The organism is Microvirga lotononidis, from assembly GCF_034627025.1.
Lineage (GTDB): Bacteria > Pseudomonadota > Alphaproteobacteria > Rhizobiales > Beijerinckiaceae > Microvirga > Microvirga lotononidis.
The window spans coordinates 2,918,903-2,938,828 of the sequence record NZ_CP141048.1; the positions used below are offsets into that span (position 1 = coordinate 2,918,903).

The 19,926-nt window shown below is 65.8% G+C and carries 15 protein-coding genes; 10 read left to right on the top strand and 5 right to left on the bottom strand.

The window, feature by feature from the left end:
- Positions 1–34: 34 nt before the first annotated feature.
- From hisS to U0023_RS13850, 3 genes are all read right to left on the bottom strand, one after another.
- The gene (gene hisS, locus U0023_RS13840) at positions 35–1,519 is read right to left on the bottom strand and encodes a histidine--tRNA ligase (RefSeq protein ID WP_040639346.1); all 1,485 of its coding nucleotides are present in this window, start codon (positions 1,517–1,519) and stop codon (positions 35–37) included.
- Positions 1,520–1,711: 192 nt separating this feature from the next.
- Entirely contained in the window at positions 1,712–3,061 is a 1,350-nt protein-coding gene (locus U0023_RS13845) for an aspartate aminotransferase family protein (protein ID WP_009494655.1), read from the bottom strand.
- A gap of 102 nt (positions 3,062–3,163) precedes the next feature.
- Positions 3,164–3,385 (bottom strand): heavy-metal-associated domain-containing protein, encoded by a 222-nt coding sequence (locus U0023_RS13850; RefSeq protein ID WP_009494657.1) that lies wholly within the window; start codon positions 3,383–3,385, stop codon positions 3,164–3,166.
- A gap of 178 nt (positions 3,386–3,563) precedes the next feature.
- Here U0023_RS13850 and U0023_RS13855 point away from each other — a divergent pair, with 178 nt between their 5' ends.
- The 3 genes from U0023_RS13855 (at position 3,564) to U0023_RS13865 (ending at position 7,022) form a co-directional block, all read left to right on the top strand.
- Positions 3,564–4,829 (top strand): EAL domain-containing protein, encoded by a 1,266-nt coding sequence (locus tag U0023_RS13855; RefSeq protein WP_009494658.1) that lies wholly within the window; start codon positions 3,564–3,566, stop codon positions 4,827–4,829.
- 159 nt (positions 4,830–4,988) lie between these two features.
- On the top strand, positions 4,989–5,864 hold the full coding sequence (locus U0023_RS13860) for a TIGR01459 family HAD-type hydrolase (RefSeq protein WP_009494661.1): 876 nt from the start codon (positions 4,989–4,991) through the stop codon (positions 5,862–5,864).
- Positions 5,865–6,077: 213 nt separating this feature from the next.
- Positions 6,078–7,022: a bifunctional riboflavin kinase/FAD synthetase gene (locus tag U0023_RS13865; protein WP_009494663.1), complete on the top strand. Its 945-nt coding sequence runs from the start codon at positions 6,078–6,080 to the stop codon at positions 7,020–7,022.
- Positions 7,023–7,121: 99 nt separating this feature from the next.
- Here the strand turns inward: U0023_RS13865 and U0023_RS13870 are convergent, their stop codons facing one another.
- A complete protein-coding gene (locus tag U0023_RS13870) occupies positions 7,122–8,291 on the bottom strand; it encodes a DUF3095 domain-containing protein (RefSeq protein WP_009494665.1) in 1,170 nt (389 codons plus the stop codon).
- Between the two features lie 6 nt (positions 8,292–8,297).
- On the bottom strand, positions 8,298–8,726 hold the full coding sequence (gene msrB, locus U0023_RS13875) for a peptide-methionine (R)-S-oxide reductase MsrB (protein WP_245273155.1): 429 nt from the start codon (positions 8,724–8,726) through the stop codon (positions 8,298–8,300).
- Between the two features lie 364 nt (positions 8,727–9,090).
- On the opposite strand from msrB, the gene ileS reads away from it, so the two are divergent.
- The 7 genes from ileS (at position 9,091) to mutL (ending at position 19,813) form a co-directional block, all read left to right on the top strand.
- Positions 9,091–12,039: an isoleucine--tRNA ligase gene (ileS, locus tag U0023_RS13880; RefSeq protein WP_009494669.1), complete on the top strand. Its 2,949-nt coding sequence runs from the start codon at positions 9,091–9,093 to the stop codon at positions 12,037–12,039.
- Between the two features lie 149 nt (positions 12,040–12,188).
- Positions 12,189–12,656, top strand: coding sequence for a signal peptidase II (gene lspA / locus U0023_RS13885; RefSeq protein WP_040639670.1), 468 nt, complete (start codon positions 12,189–12,191; stop codon positions 12,654–12,656).
- An 88-nt stretch (positions 12,657–12,744) separates the two neighbouring features.
- Positions 12,745–13,380: a hypothetical protein gene (locus U0023_RS13890; RefSeq protein ID WP_009494677.1), complete on the top strand. Its 636-nt coding sequence runs from the start codon at positions 12,745–12,747 to the stop codon at positions 13,378–13,380.
- A gap of 216 nt (positions 13,381–13,596) precedes the next feature.
- The gene (locus tag U0023_RS13895) at positions 13,597–14,928 is read left to right on the top strand and encodes a M16 family metallopeptidase (protein ID WP_009494679.1); all 1,332 of its coding nucleotides are present in this window, start codon (positions 13,597–13,599) and stop codon (positions 14,926–14,928) included.
- A gap of 29 nt (positions 14,929–14,957) precedes the next feature.
- Positions 14,958–16,235 carry a M16 family metallopeptidase gene (locus tag U0023_RS13900; protein ID WP_009494681.1) on the top strand — a complete coding sequence of 426 codons (1,278 nt, stop codon included), beginning with the start codon at positions 14,958–14,960 and terminating at the stop codon, positions 16,233–16,235.
- A 190-nt stretch (positions 16,236–16,425) separates the two neighbouring features.
- Complete coding sequence (locus U0023_RS13905; protein ID WP_009494682.1) at positions 16,426–17,742, top strand: glucose-6-phosphate isomerase; 1,317 nt, start codon at positions 16,426–16,428, stop codon at positions 17,740–17,742.
- A gap of 220 nt (positions 17,743–17,962) precedes the next feature.
- Complete coding sequence (mutL, locus tag U0023_RS13910; protein ID WP_009494683.1) at positions 17,963–19,813, top strand: DNA mismatch repair endonuclease MutL; 1,851 nt, start codon at positions 17,963–17,965, stop codon at positions 19,811–19,813.
- The last annotated feature ends 113 nt before the right edge of the window (positions 19,814–19,926 follow it).

Below are 19,926 nucleotides of genomic sequence, written 5' to 3' on the forward strand. Positions count from 1 at the left end.
CCCATGGAACCACAGGGGTTCCAAAAGGCCAAGCTCATCCGAAATGGCGCGCCAGCACGTCGTGCACGGCCTTGACGAGATCGGTTTCGGGCACGGAGAACTGCGCTGGGCGGGCGGCCTTCCATTCCTCGTTGGACGCGATGGCCCCTGCCGCCTTGGCGCCCTCGATCAGGTCCTTGACCTCGACCTCGCCGCGCTCGCGCTCGTTGGAGCCCTGGATCACCACGCAGGGGCTTTGGCGCCGGTCGGCATACTTCATCTGCGCCTTCATGCCCGACGAGCCGAGATAGAGCTCGGCCCGGATGCCCGCCTGGCGTAGGGTCGAGACCATGCGCTGATAGGCGGCGATCTGGTCCCGGTCCATGACGAGCACCACTACCGGGCCGGGCTTCTCGGCGCCGGATACGATGGGGCTCCTGATCATCTGCAGGGCCGAAAGCAGGCGCGAGACGCCGATGGAGAACCCGGTGGCCGGCACGGGCTCGGAGCGGAAGCGGCCCACGAGGCCGTCATAGCGCCCGCCGCCGCCCACGGAGCCGAAGCGCACCGGGCGCCCGTCCTCGTCCTGCACCTGGAAGGTCAGCTCCGCCTCGTAGACGGGGCCCGTGTAGTATTCGAGGCCGCGCACCACGGACGGATCGATGGTGACGCGGTCCTCATAGCCGGAGGCGGCGACGAGAGACGCGATCTCCGCCAGTTCGTCCGCACCTTCGAGGCCGCGCGCCGATGCGCCGACGACCTTGCGCAGGTTCTCGACTGTCGCAGCGTTGTTTGCGCCCTTGGCGTCGGTGAAGGCGAGCACCCGTGCGATGGCATTGGGATCGAGGCCCGCACCCTTCGTGAAATCGCCGCTCTCATCCTTGCGGCCTGCGCCCAGCAGCTGGCTTACGCCCTCGGGGCCGAGGCGGTCGAGCTTGTCGATGGCGCGCAGCACCGTCAGGCGCTGACCGGCCTTGTCCTCGCCGCCGAGGCCGATGGCTTCGAGCACACCGTCGAGCACCTTGCGGTTGTTGATCTTGATGATGAAGTCGCCGCGCTTGAGGCCGAGCTTCTCCATGGTGTCGGCGGCCATCATGCAGATTTCCGCATCCGCCGCGACGGAGGCGGCGCCTACCGTGTCGGCATCGAACTGCATGAACTGGCGGAACCGGCCCGGGCCCGGCTTCTCGTTGCGGAACACCCAGCCGACCCGGTAGCTGCGATAGGGCTTGGGCAGGGCGTCGAAGTTCTCGGCGACGTAGCGGGCCAGCGGCGCGGTCAGGTCGTAGCGCAGCGAGAGCCATTGCTCGTCGTCGTCCTGGAACGAGAACACGCCCTCGTTGGGCCGGTCCTGGTCCGGCAGGAACTTGCCGAGGGCATCCGTGTACTCGACGAAGGGCGTCTCGACGCCCTCGAAGCCGTAAAGCTCGTAAGAATCGCGGATCGCCGCCAGCATGCGCTCGGTGGCGGAAAGATCGGCGGGAGTACGGTCGGCAAAGCCGCGCGGCGCGCGAGCCTTGATCTTGTCGGCCTTGGACATGGTTTTACAGCAGCCGTTGAAGTGGGAGAAACGTGCTGCGGTCCTACTCCCTGTGGCCGGGAGGGGCAAGGGTTGGTTGTCAGCTGCCCATAAACGCGTCATGGCCGGGCTTGGCCCGGCCATCCACGCCTTTGAACCGCTACGCCATAAAGGCTTAGATACCCGGCACAAGGCCGGGCATGGCGGCAGTGCTTACGCCACAGCCTTGATCACCTTGGTGAGCTTGTCGACGATCTCGCCGATCTGCTCCTCGGTGATGATGAGCGGCGGGGAGAGGGCGATGGTGTCGCCGGTGATGCGCATCATCAGGCCGTATTCCTGGAAGCCGCGATCCATGGCCTCGAAGGCGCGCTTGCCCACCGCGTCGGGACGCGAGGCGAGGTCGATGGCGCCCACGAGCCCGATGGTGCGAATGTCGAGCACGTTCGGCAGGTCCTTCAGCGAATGGATTGCGTCGGCCCAGACCGGCTCCAGGGCCTTGGCGCGCTCGAACAGCTTCTCGTCCCGGTAGATGTCCTGGGTCGCGAGCGCCGCCGCGCAGGCGAGCGGATGGCCGGAATAGGTGTAGCCGTGGAACAGCTCGATCATATGATCGGGGCCGTTCATGAAGGTATCGTAGAGACCCTCGCGCACCAGTACGCCGCCCATGGGGACGGTGCCGGAATTCACCCCCTTGGCGAAGGTGATCATGTCGGGGATCACGCCGTAGCGCTCGGCCGCGAAGGCGGTGCCGAGACGGCCGAAGCCCGAGATCACCTCGTCGAAGATAAGCAGGATGCCGTGCTTGTCGCAGATCTCGCGCAGGCGCTTCAGATAGCCCTTCGGCGGCGGCAGCACGCCGGTGGAGCCGGCCATCGGCTCGACGATGACGGCCGCGATGGTCGAGGCGTCGTGGAGCGCCACGATGCGCTCCAGCTCGTCGGCCAGATGCGCGCCCCATTCGGGCTCTCCGCGGGAGAAGGCCTGCTCGGCCCGGTTATAGGTGTGGGGAAGGTGGTCGACGCCCGCCAGCAGGGTGCCGAAGAACTGCCGGTTCTTGACGATGCCGCCTACCGAAATGCCGCCGAAGCCGACGCCGTGATAGCCGCGCTCGCGGCCGATGAGGCGCGTCTTGCTGCCCTGGCCCTTCACGTTCCAATAGGCGAGCGCCACCTTGAGCGCCGTGTCCACGGCCTCGGAGCCCGAGTTGCAGAAGAACACGTGGTTGAGGTCGCCCGGCGCGAGTTGAGCGAGGCGCGACGCGAGGGCGAAGCCGCCCGCATGGCCGAACTGGAAGGCCGGCGAATAGTCGAGTTCCTGCGCCTGGGCCTGGATGGCCGCCGTGATCTCATCGCGGTTATGACCGGCATTGCAGCACCAGAGGCCGGCGGCGCCGTCGATCACCTCCCGGCCGTCGGGGGTGTAATAGTACATGCCCTTGGCGCGGGCGATCATCCGGGGGCGCTGCTTGAAGGAGCGGTTCGCCGTGAAGGGAAGCCACCAGGCATCCAGGTCGTTGGGTGCAATGAGGTCGTTGGCGGCTCTGGATGTCTGTGCAGTCATCATGGTCCCCGAAAATGGCTGATGGGTGCGAACCTAACAGCCGTGACCGGGCGCCGCAAAAAGAACTTTCGGCGAAGCCATGATCCGGATGCAATCCTCGGCTCATCCGGTCATGGCGCGGGCCTCATAGCCGGCCGCGTCCAAGGCGCGCGCGACCTCGACGCTCTGCGCCCTGGTCGTCACATGCACACGGCCGTGATCGAGATCCACCTCGACCGTGGCACCCGGATCGAGGCGCTGAATGGCCTTGGTCACCGACGTGACGCATCCCTGGCAGGTCATTCCGTCGACCTGCATCAGCAGGTCCTTCCGAGGTTCTTCCATCGACAACACCTCTTTCTCCGGCTCCGGAATCGAGCGGTTCTCATGGAAGGGAAACGCGCAATGGTGAAATAATATCCATTTCGGGAAGACGAAACTTGCCCCGCGACTCGCGCTGATTCATTGTCTGTTAACACACTGATTCGCGCACATTCGCCGAGCCAGGGGAGCGGGGGCACCCATGGTGACGAACACAAAGAAAATTTCTGTCCTGCGGGACAGGAAGGCGACGATGCTCGCCTTCACGCCGGCCTTTCTGGCCGCCGCCGCATCGGCCTATGTGCCGATGGAGGCGGGTCATATCCTGCCGGTTTTCGGCTTCCTGATCATGGCCATCTTTTTCGGCCTCGTCTTCCTGTGGTGGCAGGCCGAGACGGAGCGGCAGGGGAGGGTGACACAGCTCGTCGCCCGCGATCAGGAGGCGCCGATTCCGGCCGACCCACTCGTCCTGCGTCCGTCCGTGCGGGCAGTCAGCCCGGTCACCGTCCTCCGGGAACTGGCGATGTCCGCCGGCCCGCAGGTTCACGGGGATGAAGCCGACCCGGCGCTGTCGGGGCGGATGCAGGCTGCGCCTTTCCCCGAGCCGTCCCTGCTGCCTTCCATGCGCCGACCTTCGGCCGAGGAGATCAGCCGCGTGCGGTTGGTCAACCAAGCCTTCGAGGCCGACCGGATCGAGATGCACCTGCAGCCCGTGGTCTCTTTGCCGCAGCATAAGATCCGCTTCTACGAGGCCTTGGCCCGGCTGCGCCTGTCGGACGGAACCCTTCTCAGGCCATCCGAATTCCTGCCGATCATCGAGGCATCGGGCCACGCATCGGATTTCGACCGTCGCGTGCTGGTCCGCACCATGGCCGTCGCTCGCCATCTGGTCGCTCGCGGCAGCGAGGCCATCGTCGGCGTGAACCTCACGGCTCATTCCGTCGCCGAGCCCGGCTTCCTGTGGTCGCTGGCCCGACTGTTCGATGCCAGCCCCGATCTTCTCGGCAAGATCGTCCTGGAAATGTCCCAGCAGAGCTGGCGCTATATCGACGCGGATCACCGGGCGGCGCTTGCGGCCTTGCGTGAGCGAGGCGTGCCGTTTTCCCTCGACCGGGCCACCGATCTCCGGTTCGATCCGGTGAGGCTGGCCGATCTCGGCATCCGGTTCATGAAGCTGCCGGCGGACCTTATGATCGAGGCTGCCGAGCGGGCCGATGGCCGCTATGCGGGACCGGAACTCGACGTGCGCGACTTCGCTTCGGCCCTGCGCCGCCAGGGCATCCTGCTGATCGCCGACCGGGTAGAGGATGACGGCATGGTGCCGATGCTCTGCGAACTCGGCGTGCCGCTGGCGCAAGGCTTCGCTTTCGCGACCCCGCGTCCGGTCAAGCCCGAAGTTTCCGAGCCGCCGGCTCTGCAGTCCTTCGGCCTTGAGAATGCGCCGACTCTTCTGCGGCACGTCGGTTGACAGGCAGCGCATCGGGCGGTCGCCCGATGACGCGGGAGCATCGGATTGACTTGACTTACGTATCGTTTGGCGGGGAAAACCGGGCCACTTTTCACAAAGGCGGCCCTTTCGGTCGCTGACGCGGTCCTGCGGGTCCGCGCGATACGTTAGTGAGATCTCATGACCGCCTTGTCCCGTCCCGCTCACGTCGAGGGCCTGCATACTCTCGCCGATCGATACGATCTCGTCCTGTGCGACGTCTGGGGCGTGCTGCACAACGGAGTCAAAGCCTATGAGGCGGCGAGCGATGCGCTGACCCGTTTTCGCGCCCGGGGAGGGCGGGTCGTCCTCGTCTCGAACGCGCCGCGCCCCGGCGCCTCGGTGGGCACGCAGCTCGACGGATTCGGCGTGCCGCGCACGGCCTATGATTCCATCGTCACCTCCGGCGACCTGACGCGGCTTGCCATCGAGGAGCGCATCGACAGAATCGTCCACCATATCGGCCCGCCCCGCGACATGCCGATCTATGACGGCCTCGACGTCCGCTTCGGCTCCGTCGAAGAGGCCGATTACGTGGTCTGCTCCGGTTTCGACAACGACGAGGAGGAGACGGTCGAGGATTACCGGCCTCAGCTCGAAGCCATGCTCCGGCGCGACCTGCTGATGGTCTGTGCCAACCCCGATCTCATCGTCGAGCGCGGCAACATGATCCTGCCCTGCGCGGGAACCATCGCGCTCGCCTACGAGGAAATGGGCGGCAATGTCTTCTATGCCGGCAAGCCCCATGGCCCCGTTTACGACCAGGCGCTGTCCGTCGCGGCCGAAGTGAGCGGCCGGGCCATGGCGAAGGACAGGGTTCTCGCCGTCGGCGATGCCATCCGCACCGATATCGCAGGGGCGGTGGGCTACGGCATCGACTCGCTGATGATCGCCCGCGGCATCCATGCGGAGGAACTGGGCCTGCACAAGGGTGATCTGGTCTCCGACCACGTGCAGGATTGGGTGGATCGGCAGCCCGTCAGGCCGACCGCCTTCGCGGAAGTCCTGTCCTGGTGAGCCGTACTTGCCGGGTGTCATCCCCAACGCACGACGTGCGGGAAGGGAATCCATGGCTCTGCGCCTGATCGTGGATTCCCGTCGCTCCGCTCCGGCCGGGAATGACACCGAGGCGGCTCACCGAACCGAGTTCCCTTGACCCGAAGGCCGGTTTTCGACAGGGTCGCGCCCGCACCGATATCTGCACCGATGAGTTCCGAGATTTCTCCTCCGATGTCCCCCTCTTTCGCGGTCTGCCGCGACGGCGAGCCCGTGCCCCGGAGCCTCAAGGGCGCCGTGGCGGCCATCGGCAATTTCGACGGGGTGCACCGGGGCCATCAATATCTCCTGGGAATGGTCCGGAACTCCGGCAAGCCGGCCGCGGCCGTGACCTTCGAGCCGCATCCGCGCACCTTCTTCCAGCCCGACCGGCCTCTTTTTCGCCTCACGCCCGAGCCCGTGAAGCTCAAGATCTTCGCCCGTCTCGGTCTCGACGGCGTCTTCCAGCGGCGCTTCAGCGGGAACCTCGCGGCCCTGACGGCGGCAGGCTTCGTGGACCTGCTGGCGAACGAGCTTCAGCTCTCGGGCGTGGTGATCGGCCATGATTTCCATTTCGGCCGCGGGCGGGAAGGCAACCCGGCGCGCATGGCGGAGCTCTGCCGGGAGCGGGGGCTCGATTGCCTGATCGCTCCGGCGGTCGTGGAGGGGACGGAGCCCGTTTCCTCCAGCGCTATCCGGGTCGCCCTGGAGGCCGGCGACATCGCCACGGCCAACCGGCTTCTCGGCTATCGCTGGTTCGTCCAGGCGGAGGTGCGCCATGGCGACAAGCGGGGCCGGGTACTGGGTTATCCCACAGCCAATATGCGCCTTCCCGACGATTGCCGTCTCCGGCACGGGATCTATGCGGTTCGTGCCTCGGTGGCGGGCCGGCCGGTCGACGGTGTCGCCAGCTTCGGCCGGCGGCCGACGTTCGACAACGGCGCCCCGCTGCTCGAGGTGCATCTCTTCGACTTCTCCGGCGACCTCTACGGGCAGGTGCTGGATGTGGAGTTCGTCGGCTGGATCCGTGGCGAGGAGCGCTTCGACGGGATCGACGCGCTAATCGCCCAGATGGACCGCGACTCAGCCGAGGCCAAGCGAATGCTCGCCGAGGGCAAGACGGTCTCGATGATTGCCTGACGAGAGGGGCTCCCTTCACCTCTCCCTGGGGGAGAGGGGACCCGAGCCATATCCGGTTGCTGGTCCGAAACACGTCTGGTTCATCCCAGGGATGTTCCCTCACGTAGCTGGCTTCAGCGCCCGTGCCGCCATGGCGTAGCCGCCCATGGCGCCGTCGACGAAATGGATGTGGTCGCTGCGGGTGGCGGAGGGGACGAAGCAGGTCATGAGGGCCGCGTCCTGCCGGTGTAGGCCGTAACGGGCGATCCCTGCCAGCCATGCCTCCGCCAGAAGCGTTTCCAGCCGGTCCGCGAGGGCGGGGGTGCAGTCCAGGGTCATGCGCAGGCCGTCGTCGAACTTGCGGAAATCCGTGTTCTCGACGAACTGGTGCCGATAGCGGGTTGGATCGAACCCGCCGATCGTCAGCCGCGACCGGAGGATCAGGAACGCGATCAGGCGCCGACCCGCGAGCTTCGCCAGGGTGACGAGACCCGCCGCACCCTTCCTGACGGTCTTCGCTTCGATGTCGAAGCCCTTGAAGGGCGTTGACAGGGTGGGGCCCTCGTCCGGCACCGGCCGCCCGGCCTCCTGGCCCTCGGCGAGCGACAGGACCTGCCCGACCAGAGCATTGAAGGCGTCCGGGCCCGCCTCGGGAGCGGGAAGCAGGATCAGGGACAGGATGATGCCGCGCTGGGGCCTGATCTCGTCGAACCGGCAGGTCAGTCCGGTGAGATCGGGCAGGGTGCCGGGCGGTGCCGGGGGAACGGCGAAGGCGCCTTCCTTCATCCGCCGCTCCGCATAGGCAAGGCCGCCGCCGGAGAACATGGCATAGGAGACGTCGGGAGACGCCGCGAAGCGGGCGATTCGCACGTCGTGGCCGTCGGCGCGGATCTCCGACACCGGAACGAGCGCGATGCGCAGCTCGAAGCTGAAGGAATCCCGCACCCAGGCGGCCACGGAGGCGAGGACCTCGCGTGCGAGATCGGATTGTTTGGCGGGCAGCGCGAAGCTTGCTCCGTCGCCGCCGAACACGAAGGGGAATGCGTTCGTGCCGAGCTCGTTGGAGACGGCCGCGATCACGGCGGCTGCCGCCGTGTTGACCTCCTTGTAGCGCCCGGCCTCGACAGCTGAGGTCGAACGCACGATGTCGCTGAGGCCCAGCACCCAATCGTCCGGGACCGGCATGTAGAGCGCCGGATCGGTCAATTGGGAGAAATGGTCGAACACGGGCAGCCGGGCATAGAAATCGGATCCTGCCCGGCTGTCCGCCTCATGAACGGTGGCGTCCACGGGCCGTCAGCCCACGGTTTCACCCTCAGGGGCGCCCCGGCCCAGCTCGTCCGGCAGCGGGTCGCCTTCCGCGACGAAGCGCATGGAGACCGAGTTCATGCAATAGCGCTCGCCGGTCGGGGGCGGGCCGTCGTTGAACACGTGCCCGAGATGGCCTTCGCAGCGGGCGCAGCGGATCTCGGTGCGGACCATGCCGTAGCTGGTGTCGCGCACGAAGGCGATGTGATCCCGGTCGATGGGGTCGAAGAAGCTTGGCCAGCCGGTGCCGGATTCGAACTTGGTGCCGGCATTGAACAGGGGCAGGCCGCAGAGGCGGCAGCAATAGGTGCCCTTCTCCTTGGCCTCGTTGAAGATGCCGCAGAAAGGCCTCTCCGTGCCGTGCTCGAGCAGGACCCGGCGCTCCTCGTCGTCGAGGTTGGCCACCAGGACGTGCATCTGCTCGGGGCTGGGCGGGGTGAGGTCGAAACCGGCTTTCGAGCGCCGTTCGGCCGTAGTGGTCGAGTCTGCCATGATCAATCCTTCCTGCCCGTCATTTGCCTGGGTGACTATAGGGCTGGTTCCGGTCCTTAAATAGGGAGCCGGCCCGGCAATCACCACGCTTTATTATCCGGCCCGGCACTGCTAAAAGGCTCACCATGCCCATGGTTTCTCAGGCTCTGCATGTGGCCCGCATCGGTGCGGCGCGAATTATCGGCCCGGCTTTCGCATGATCTGCGAAGGTCCGGGATCCTAGCCGTTCGCCCTAAGAGAAGCCTGATGCGCCTGCCGATCGCAGGCCACACAAGACCGATTGACCGTCATGACCGATAAGCCCGAGAGCGCCGCGCGCGACTATTCCGAAACTCTGTTCCTGCCTCAGACCGAGTTCCCCATGCGGGCTGGCCTGCCGCAACGCGAGCCGCAACTCCTGCAGCGCTGGAACGAGAACCGGCTCTACCAGCGCCTGCGCGAGGTCCAGAAGGGCCGGCCGCGCTTCGTGCTGCACGACGGGCCTCCCTATGCCAACGGCAACATCCATATCGGCCACGCGCTCAACAAGATCCTGAAGGACATGGTGGTCCGCTCGCAGGGCATGCTGGGCTTCGATTCCAACTACGTGCCCGGCTGGGACTGCCACGGTCTGCCAATCGAGTGGAAGATCGAGGAAGAATATCGCGCCAAGGGCAAGAACAAGGACGATGTGGACATCGTCGAGTTCCGTCGTGAGTGCCGGGCCTTCGCCGAGAAGTGGATCGACGTGCAGCGCGAGGAGTTCAAGCGCCTCGGCGTCGAGGGCGACTGGACGAACCCGTACCAGACCATGAGCTACGACGCGGAAGCGCAGATCGCCCGCGAGATCATGAAGTTCGCCGTGAGTGACCAGCTCTATCGCGGCTCCAAGCCGGTCATGTGGTCCTCCGTCGAGAAGACCGCGCTCGCCGAGGCCGAGGTCGAGTATCACGAGAAGACCTCCACGACGATCTGGGTGAAGTTCAGGATCACCAACACGCTCGACGGTGATCTCGACGGCGCGTCGGTGGTGATCTGGACGACGACTCCCTGGACGATCCCGGCCAACCGCGCCATCGCCTACGGCGAGAACATCGCCTACGGCCTCTACGAGGTCACCGAGGCGGCGGACGATAATTGGGCCAAGGTCGGAGACCGTCTCGTCCTTGCCGACAAGCTCGCGGCCGATGTGTTCGCGGCCGCGCGCGTCGCCGGCTACGAGCGCGTGAAGGACGTGCTGCCGGTGATGATCGAGCGCTGCGCACATCCGTTCCGTGGCCTCGAAGGCGCGCACGGCTACTGGGATTTCGGCGTTCCGGTGCTGCCGGCCGATTACGTCACCGACGATGCGGGCACGGGCTTCGTGCATACGGCTCCCGGCCACGGCGCGGACGACTACAACACCTATGTGAAGCACCGCGACGTGTTCGCCGCCTGCGGTACCAAAGAAGTGCCGCACACGGTCTCGCCGGATTCGTCCTACTTCCCCGATGTGCCGTTCTTCGCCGGCGAGCGCATCTACGACGACAAGGGCAAGGATGCGGGCGCCAACGAGGCGGTGATCAGGAAGCTCGTCGAGGTCGGCGCGCTCATCGCGCGCGGTCGCCTCAAGCACCAATATCCCCATTCCTGGCGCTCGAAAGGTCCGCTGATCTTCCGCAACACGCCGCAATGGTTCATCTCCATGGACAAGCCGCTGGACAACCACGGTGACACTCTGCGGCAGCGCGCTCTCCATGCCATCAAGACGGTGGAGTGGGTGCCGGAAGCGGGCGAGAACCGCATCACCGGCATGATCGAGAACCGCCCCGACTGGGTGGTCTCCCGTCAGCGCGCCTGGGGCGTGCCGATCGCGGTGTTCGTGAAGAAGGGCACCAACGAGATCCTCAAGGACGAACGCGTCAACGAGGCCATCGCCGACGCCTTCGAGAAGGAAGGCGCGGATGCGTGGTATGCGGATGACGGTTCGCGCTTCCTGAAGGCAGGCGGCCACGACCTCGCCGATTTCGACAAGATCAACGACATCCTCGATGTGTGGTTCGATTCCGGTTGCACCCATGCCTTCGCGCTCGAAAAGCGCGACGACCTCAAGGTGACGCGCAAGGTGGATGGCGGGCCCGATCAGGTCATGTACCTGGAAGGCTCGGACCAGCATCGCGGCTGGTTCCACTCCTCGCTGCTCGAAAGCTGCGGCACGCGCGGCCGCGCGCCCTACGACATCGTCCTGACCCACGGCTTCGTCCTCGACGAGAAGGGGCAGAAGATGTCGAAGTCGCTCGGCAACGTGGTGGCGCCGCAGAAGGTGATCCAGGATTCCGGCGCCGACATCCTGCGCCTGTGGGTGGCGGCGTCCGACTACTCGGACGATCTGCGCATCGGTCCGGAGATCCTGAAGACCTTCATCGAGACCTATCGCAAGCTGCGCAACACAATCCGCTGGATGCTGGGCTCGCTCGCGCATTTCGACGAGGCCGACAAGGTCGTCGTGAACGAGATGCCGGAACTGGAGCGCTTCGTGCTGCACCGCCTCGCCGAACTCGATGGCGAGATGCGCGAGGCCTATGCCACGTTCGACTACAAGCGCGTGATCGCGCTGCTGAACTCGTTCATGACCACGGATCTGTCGGCGTTCTACTTCGACATCCGCAAGGACTCGCTCTATTGCGACCCGATCTCGAGCACCGTTCGCAAGAGCGCCCTGACGGTGATCGACCGGACCTTCCGCTGCGTGGCGACCTGGATCGCGCCGATCCTCGCCTTCACGGCGGAGGAAGCCTGGCTCGCGCGGTATCCGCAGGCCGAGTCGGTGCATCTCGAAACCTTCCCGCAGGTGCCGGCGGAATGGCGCGACGATGCGCTTGCCGAGCGCTGGGCGAAGGTCCGCCGCGTACGCCGGGTCGTCACCGGCGCGCTGGAGATCGAGCGTGCCCAGAAGCGCATCGGCGCGAGCCTGGAGGCGGCGCCTGTGGTGCATATCGCCGATGAGAGCCTGCTCAAGGCCGTTCAGGGGCTCGATCTCGCCGAGATCTGCATCACGTCCGGCATTCAGGTGGTGCAGGGCGAAGGCCCGGCCGAGGCCTTCCGTCTCGACGACGTGAAGGGCGTTGCCGTCGTGCCGGCGCTCGCGCGGGGCCGTAAATGCGCCCGCTCGTGGAAGGTGTCGCCGGATGTGGGCAGCGATCCCGAGTACCCGGACGTGACGCCCCGCGACGCGGCGGCCCTGCGCGAATGGGACCAGCTGAAGGCGGCTGCCGAATGAGCAAGCCCGAGGATACCGGCGCACCGCTTGCCGATGCGGGAATGACGTCTCAACCCGGCTCGCCGCGTCCGCGCGCGGCGAGCCGGCCGCGCTCCCAGAAGGGGACGGGCAGGGCGCGCGCGGCCCAGAATGGACTGCCGGTCGCGGCGATCCTCGGCTTTTCCATCGCACTCGTCACCTTCGTCCTCGACCAGGCGACGAAGCTCTACACGTTCTACATCTACGATCTTCCGGTGAAGGAGCCGGTCGAGCTGACCTCTTTCGTCAACCTGATCGTGGTCTGGAACCGGGGCATTTCCTACGGCCTGTTCCAGCAGAGCACCGATCTCGGCCGCTGGGGGCTGATCGTCATCTCCATCCTGGCTGCCATCGGCCTGTCCTTCTGGATCCGCCGGACCAAGGCCAAGCTTCTGGCGGCCTCCCTCGGGCTGATCGTGGGCGGAGCGATCGGCAACGTCATCGACCGCCTCTGGTTCGGGGCCGTGTTCGATTTCATCCAGATCCACTTCGGGTCGTGGTCCTGGTATGTGTTCAACGTGGCCGACGCGGCCATCGTTGCGGGGGTGGTCGGTTTGCTTTATGACTCCTTCGTCCTGGAAGGGCGGCGGGCGAAATAACGATATTTTATCGCGCCTTCTGCCATATGTTCGCCAGAATGAGCGATCAGGCCTTCCGGCTACAATGAGAAACGAATGGTGGGTTGCCATGAAGGGAATGAGAATCATAGGCCGTGCGGGGGCCTTGGCGCTTCTGATCGTCGCTACCGGAGCGTCAGCCGAGGAAGGCGAGGCGATGAAGAGCATCCTCGGCTCCATCGGCATCATTCCCAAGGAAAAGGCGCCCATCGTGTATAACGAGCGCGCGCCGCTCGTGCTTCCGCCCAAGATGGACCTGCCGGCGCCGGCTCCGGGTGGCGGCGCCGAGGCCCGCAACGGCAACTGGCCCAAGGATCCGGATGTGGCGGCCCGCCGCAAGGCCGCGGCCGAGGCCCGCACGCCCTATACCAGTTCCGAATACTACAAGAACAGCGAAGGCAAGCGCCTCTCGATCGAAGAGATGCGCGCCGGCCGTAATCCCAATGCTTCCGCCGGCCCGCAGATGCCCGTCGGCCGCCAAGCCGACATCGCCCGCATGACACCCGACGAACTCCGCGCCTTCACCAAGGAGGAGAAGCCGGAACTGCAGGGTAATGGCCTCGACCGTCGCTACCTGAGCGATCCTCCGGGCGACCTGCTCAGGGCCCAGGGAGGCCGCAAGCTCAAAGCTTCTTCGGATCCGATCATATCGGGCGACCCCGACAGTCCATCAGCCTATCTCCGCCAGCAGCAGAGCAGGCAGTAAGCTTTGTCTCTCTTCACTTCACTTCAGGCGAACGGGTCTACCCGCTTCGCCTGAAAACGTTATGGGGCTGTGAAAAGCCAAGCCTCCATCCGACAAAACCGGACAAACAATGCCGCACAGGAAAGATTTGCGGCTTCGCTTGCATAGCCTCCTAATTCGACTATCCCCTAGGAAATACCCTGCGACACGATTTGATCTCGCCAAGGTTGAAACATCATGGACACTGCCTCTAAGCCTCTCCTTCGCGCTGACGCCGCCTCTTTCGGGCGGACGGAAGGCAGCGGTCCCAACCTGTCGTCCTTCACGCTCGACAACGGCCTCGATGTCGTGGTCATTCCCGATCGCCGCGTTCCCGTCGTTACGCACATGATCTGGTACCGCAACGGTTCGGCCGACGATCCGCTCGGACAATCGGGCATCGCGCATTTCCTCGAACACCTGATGTTCAAAGGCACGGAGAAGCATCCGGCCGGCGAGTTCTCGAAGGTTGTCTCGGGCCTCGGCGGTCAGGAGAATGCGTTCACGTCGTTCGATTACACGGCCTATTTCCAGCGCGTCGCCCGCGAGAACCTCAAGACCATGATGGAATTCGAGGCGGATCGCATGACGAACCTCCTCCTTGAAGAATCCGTCATTGGTCCCGAGCGTGACGTGGTGCTGGAGGAACGCCGCATGCGCGTCGAGACCGATCCGTCGGCGCAGCTCTCGGAAGCGATGGCGGCTTCTCTCTTCGTGCATCATCCGTACGGCATTCCGATCATCGGATGGATGCACGAGATCGAGACGCTCAATCGCGATCATGCACTCGATTATTATCGCCGCTTCTATACCCCTGAGAACGGCATCCTGGTCGTTGCCGGCGACGTGAGCGAGGACGAGGTACGCCGTCTGGCCGATACCACCTACGGACGCATCGCCCCGCAGGGCAAGCGTCCCATGCGTTTGCGTCCGCGCGAGCCGGAGCCGGTGGCGGCGCGTCACATCACCGTGGCCGATCCGAAGGTCGAGCAGCCGACCATGCAGCGGCTCTACCTCGTTCCATCCTGCCGCACCGCCTCGCAGCGCGACTGCTACGCGCTAGAGCTTCTCGCCGAAGTGATCGGTGGCGGCCCGACATCCTATCTCTACCGCAAGCTCGTGATGGAACGCGGCATCGCGGTGAATGCGGGCGCCTGGTACATGTCCTCCGCCATGGAGGACACGCGTTTCTGCGTCTATGCGGTTCCAGCCGAAGGCGTGTCGCTGCAGGCGCTCGAAGAAGCCGTCGATCAGGTGCTCAAGACGATCCCCGCGGAAGCCCTGGACGCGGATTCCATCGAACGCGCGAAGACGCGCCTCGTGGCCGAGACGATCTATTCCACGGACAGCCAGTCCTCCCTTGCCCGCATCTACGGTTCGGCGCTCGCCATCGGCGAGACCATCGAGGAAGTGCGCCGCTGGCCGGTCGAGATCGAGACCGTCACGAAGGACGATCTCGCCTCCGCGGCCGAGCGCTATCTCATCCCCCGCCGTTCCGTGACGGGCTATCTGCAGAAGTCGGCCTCCTGAGGCCGCCTGCGTAAGAAATCGAGGTAATCATGACAGCGTCTGTCGAAACCATGTCCTCGTCTCCGACCACGGTGAAGGCACTGACCTCCGCCAAGGGCGTCGAGGCTTGGCACGTCGAATCCGACGTCGTGCCGCTGATCGCCGTTTCCTTCATCTTCGAAGGCGGCTCGGCGCACGATCCCGCGGACAAGCCCGGCGTGGCGCAGATGCTGGCTCGCCTGCTCGACGAAGGCGCGGGCGAATACGATTCCGATGCGTTCCAGGAGCGGCTTGCGGCGCATGCCATCGAGCTGTCGTTCAACGCCGGCAACGATGCGCTCGGCGGTTCGCTCAAGACGCTGGTCAAGCATGCGGACGAAGCCTTCGAGCTCCTGCGCGTCGCGCTTGCCGAACCGCGCTTCGACCAGGATTCCATCGAGCGCGTCCGGGCCCAGACCATCGCGGGCCTCAAGTACCAGCAGAACGATCCGGGCGTCATGGCGACGCGTCGCTTCTTCGAGGAAGGCTTCGCCGGTCATCCCTATGGTCGCCCGACCTCCGGCACGCCCGAGAGCGTGGCTGCGATCACGCGGGACGATCTCATCGCGATGCACCGGTCGATCATCGCGCGGGGACGCGTGAAGGTGGCCGTCGTCGGCGCCATCAGCGGCGACAACCTCTCGGTTCTTCTCGACAAGGTGTTCGGCTCCCTGCCCGACGCGAAACCGCTCGGCATCATCGAGCCCGCTTCGCTGCAGAAGCTGGGATCGCGCATTGTGGTCGATCTCGACGTTCCGCAATCGGTGATCCGCTTCGGCATGAACGGCATTGCCTGGCGCGATCCGGGCTTCATTCCGGCTTACGTTCTCAACCACATCCTCGGCGGCGGTGCTTTTACCTCGCGCCTGTTCCAGGAGGTGCGCGAGAAGCGTGGTCTCGCCTACAGCGTCGGCACGTCGCTTGTGAGCTACCGCTCGGCGAGCATGACCTGGGGCTACACCGCGACCAAGAACGAGCGCGTGGTCGAGGCGCTCGACGTGATCGCCGACGAGATGGCGAAGCTGACGAGCGAAGGACCGTCCGACGAGGAACTGCAGAAGGCGAAGGATTACCTCATCGGCTCCTATGCGCTCGGCTTCGATACCTCGACCAAGATCGCCCACACCCTGGCGCAGATCGCCTTCGAGGGGCTCGGCATCGACTACATCGCCCGCCGCAACGGCCTGGTCGGAGCTGTGACGCAAGCCGACATCCGTAGGGCTGCCGAGCGCATTTTCGGTGACGGCCGGATGTTCACAGTGATCGCAGGCCGGCCCACCGGGGTGTGATCCGGCGTGGCAGCTGATGCCCAAGAGCCTGCCCGTGATCGGATTCTCCATGCAGGCTCCTCAGGATGAGGTTGAGAGTTGCGGCGCGGTCCGCAACGCAGAGATTTCAGCTTCAGTGCCACGACCCTAGCCTCGGGGCCGTCTCTGCCCTAATCTTTCGCTCCTGCTTTGAACGAGTCGGAGTACGCTTATGGCCCTGCAGCAATCGATCGATCTTGCCCTTGACTCCAATATCGGGGGAGGCGGTCTGGCGCAGGCGGCGCTCGACGACGCGCTTGGGCTCGTCGGCGAGGCCATGAAACGGCTGGCCGAGGACGATGCCTCGGGCCGGCTGCCGCTGCTCCATATGCCGCGCACCACAGACGATCTGGCGAGCATCCGCGAAGCCGCCGCCTTCCTGCGGGACGACGCCACCGACGTGGTCGTTCTCGGCGTCGGCGGATCGAGCCTCGGCGGCCAGACCCTGGCGCAATTGAAGGATTACGCGGTGCCTGGCACCGGCCGGTTCACCGAGAGCCCGCGCATCCACTTCCTCGACAATCTCGATCCCATCACGTTCGACCGCGTCCTGCACAAGCTGCCGCTCTCTTCGACCCGGTTCGTAGCGATCTCGAAATCGGGCGGCACGGGTGAGACGCTGATGCAGACCATCGCCGTGCTCACGGCCCTGGAGAAGGCGGGTCTGCGCGCGCATCCCAAGGATGTGTTCCTCGGCGTGTCCGAGCCGCGCAAGGACGGGGTCAAGAACGCCCTTCGCGATCTCCTGGAGCCCGAGGGCGTGCGTTTCCTCGACCATCACACCGGCATCGGCGGGCGGTATTCGGTCCTGACCAATGTGGGCCTTCTGCCGGCCGCCGCGCTCGGCCTCGACATCGAGGCCATCCGTCGGGGTGCGGCCGATGCCTATGAGCCCTTCCGCAACGGAGCGGCGGCCAAGGACGCGCCCGCCGCCCTGGGGGCGGCCCTAAACGTCGCGGCGGCGAAAGCCGGCAAGGGCATCGCGGTCACCATGGCCTATGCCGACCGCCTCGAGCGCTTCACCCGTTGGTGGGTTCAGCTCTGGGCCGAGAGCGTGGGCAAGGACGGCAAGGGCACGCAGCCCGTCGCGGCCATCGGTCCCGTGGACCAGCACAGCCAGCAGCAGCTTTATCTTGCAGGCCCCAACGACAAGCTCTTCACGGTGCTGACCACCGGCGTCGCCGGCAAGGGGCCGGTCATGAACGAGGGGTTGTCGAAGCGCGCCGGGCAGGCGGCTTTCGCGGGCAAGACTATCGGCGATCTCGTGGCCGCCCAGGGTCGCGCCATGGCCGACACCTTCGCCAAGAACAGCCGTCCGACCCGCCAGATCCACATCGAGACCCTGGACGAGCGCGCCCTGGGCGAGCTTCTCATGCATTTCATGCTGGAAACGATCCTGGCCGGCTATGCCATGGGCGTCGACCCGTTCGACCAGCCCGCCGTGGAAGAGGCCAAGATCCTGGCGAAGGAATATCTCGCGCAGGGGTGAGGGGCGGACAATCCTTCACCGTCATGGCCGGCCTCGTGCCGGCCATCCCGCTTCTGTGAGACTCGGCGCTTCCGACAATCGGGATCACCGGCACAAGGCCGGTGATGACGAAGGGGAGCGCCTCATCCGTCGGAGCCTGGGGAATAACGCCGCGCGTTCTGGTTTCCGCCGCCGTGAGCCCCTATGTTCTCTATCCCGAATCTGAACGCCCGAACCTCGCATGCATGTCCGCCGCCTCGATCCCATCCTCGTCGACCGCATCGCCGCGGGCGAGGTCGTCGAGCGCCCGGCGGCGGCCGTCAAGGAACTGGTCGAGAATTCCGTCGACGCTGGGGCATCCTCCATCGAGATCGCTGTCGAGTCCGGTGGGCGGCGCCTGATCCGCATCGTCGATGACGGCCGGGGCATGACGCCGGAGGACCTAGAGCTGGCGGTCGAGCGTCACGCCACCTCCAAGCTGCCGGACGGTGACCTGTTCTCGATCAACACTCTCGGCTTCCGCGGCGAGGCCCTGCCGTCCATCGGGGCCGTCGCGCGCCTCTCCATCGTCACCCGGACAGGTGAGGCCGAGACCGGCTCGTCGCTCGTCGTCGAGGCGGGCGTGAAGGGCCCCGTGCGTCCCGCGCCTGCGCCGAAGGGTACCCGCGTCGAGGTGACGGACCTGTTCGCCGCGACGCCTGCCCGCCTGAAATTCCTGAAGAGCGACCGCTCCGAAGCGCAGGCGGTCGCCGAGATCGTCAAGCGGCTTGCCATCGCGCATCCGACGATCCGCTTCACGCTCTCGGGCGAGCACATCACCGCCTTCACCTATCCGCCGGAGGAGCCCGGCGAGCATGGTTTCCTGCGGCGCCTGTCGCGGGTGCTGGGAGCGGAGTTCCACGAGAACGCCATGTCCATCGGCGTCGAGCGCGAGGGCGTGCGGCTCACCGGTTTCGCCAGCCTGCCGACCTATCATCGCGGCACCGGTACGGCGATCCATTTTGTGGTCAACGGACGGCCCGTGCGCGACAAGCTGCTGCTCGGCGCCGTGCGCGGCGCCTATGCGGACGTGATGGCCTCGGACCGGCATCCGGTGCTCGCCATCATGATCGATCTCGATCCCAGGGCGGTGGACGTCAACGTGCATCCGGCCAAGACGGAAGTGCGCTTCCGCGATCCCGCCTTCGTGCGCGGCTTCGTCGTCGGTGCGCTGAAGGAAGCGATTACCCGCTATGCCTTCCGGGCGTCCTCGACCGGCGGCGCGCGCACGCTGGAGAGCCTGCGTCCTCAAGGAGGGCTGCCGTCGCTTCCGGCCTATCCGCGCCGCACGCATGCGATCCGTCCGACCAGCGCCTTCGCCCATTGGCAGGCGCCGCTCGACGGGCCGGAGCGATCCTATGCGTCTCCCTCGGGCCTCTCTGAGCGGCAGGCGAACCTTCCCGATCTCGCGAGCCCGTCGGCCGACAGCCGAGCGACGCTGCACGAGATCGAGCCGGAAACGGAAGAGGCGCCTCTGGGGGCTGCCCGGGCGCAAGTCCACGGCACCTACATCGTCGCGCAGACACAGGACGGCATCGTCATCGTCGACCAGCACGCGGCTCATGAGCGCCTCGTCTACGAGCGCCTGAAACGCGAGCGCGCCGCCTCGGGCATCGCCCGGCAATTGCTGCTGATCCCCGAGGTGGTCGACCTCGATCCCGTCGATGCGGACCGCGTGCTCGCTGAGGCTTCTTCTCTCGAGAGCCTCGGCCTCGTGGTCGAGCCCTTTGGTCACGGGGCGCTGCTGGTCCGCGAGGTGCCCTCGGCCCTCGCTGGCGGACGCATCAAGGCCTTGGTGCAGGACGTGGCCGATGCCCTGGCGGAGTGGGGGCAGGGGGCATCGAGCCCGCTGGAGGAGCGCCTGGACGCCGTGCTCTCGCGCATGTCCTGCCACGGCTCCATCCGGGCCGGACGGCGCATGCGGCCCGAGGAAATGAACGCGCTGCTGCGCGAGATGGAAGCGACGCCGCTCTCCGGCCAGTGCAATCACGGCCGGCCGACCTATGTCGAGTTGAAGCTGACGGATATCGAGCGGTTGTTCGGACGGCGCTGACCTGTCGGACAGGCCTAGTTCACCGAAGATGCTCTAAGTTTTTGTTTTGTCGCATCTTTGTGCGCAGAGCCGGTTCCCACTTTTGCGTTCGATGCTCTAGAGCTGTTTCCGCT

Coding starts and splice junctions, on each gene's coding strand:
- hisS (WP_040639346.1), bottom strand. CDS start 1,519: ATGTCCAAGGCCGACAAGATCAAGGCTCGCGCGCCGCGCGGCTTTGCC.
- U0023_RS13845 (WP_009494655.1), bottom strand. CDS start 3,061: ATGACTGCACAGACATCCAGAGCCGCCAACGACCTCATTGCACCCAAC.
- U0023_RS13850 (WP_009494657.1), bottom strand. CDS start 3,385: ATGGAAGAACCTCGGAAGGACCTGCTGATGCAGGTCGACGGAATGACC.
- U0023_RS13855 (WP_009494658.1), top strand. CDS start 3,564: ATGGTGACGAACACAAAGAAAATTTCTGTCCTGCGGGACAGGAAGGCG.
- U0023_RS13860 (WP_009494661.1), top strand. CDS start 4,989: ATGACCGCCTTGTCCCGTCCCGCTCACGTCGAGGGCCTGCATACTCTC.
- U0023_RS13865 (WP_009494663.1), top strand. CDS start 6,078: ATGTCCCCCTCTTTCGCGGTCTGCCGCGACGGCGAGCCCGTGCCCCGG.
- msrB (WP_245273155.1), bottom strand. CDS start 8,726: ATGCACGTCCTGGTGGCCAACCTCGACGACGAGGAGCGCCGGGTCCTG.
- ileS (WP_009494669.1), top strand. CDS start 9,091: ATGACCGATAAGCCCGAGAGCGCCGCGCGCGACTATTCCGAAACTCTG.
- U0023_RS13890 (WP_009494677.1), top strand. CDS start 12,745: ATGAAGGGAATGAGAATCATAGGCCGTGCGGGGGCCTTGGCGCTTCTG.
- U0023_RS13895 (WP_009494679.1), top strand. CDS start 13,597: ATGGACACTGCCTCTAAGCCTCTCCTTCGCGCTGACGCCGCCTCTTTC.
- U0023_RS13900 (WP_009494681.1), top strand. CDS start 14,958: ATGACAGCGTCTGTCGAAACCATGTCCTCGTCTCCGACCACGGTGAAG.
- U0023_RS13905 (WP_009494682.1), top strand. CDS start 16,426: ATGGCCCTGCAGCAATCGATCGATCTTGCCCTTGACTCCAATATCGGG.
- mutL (WP_009494683.1), top strand. CDS start 17,963: ATGCATGTCCGCCGCCTCGATCCCATCCTCGTCGACCGCATCGCCGCG.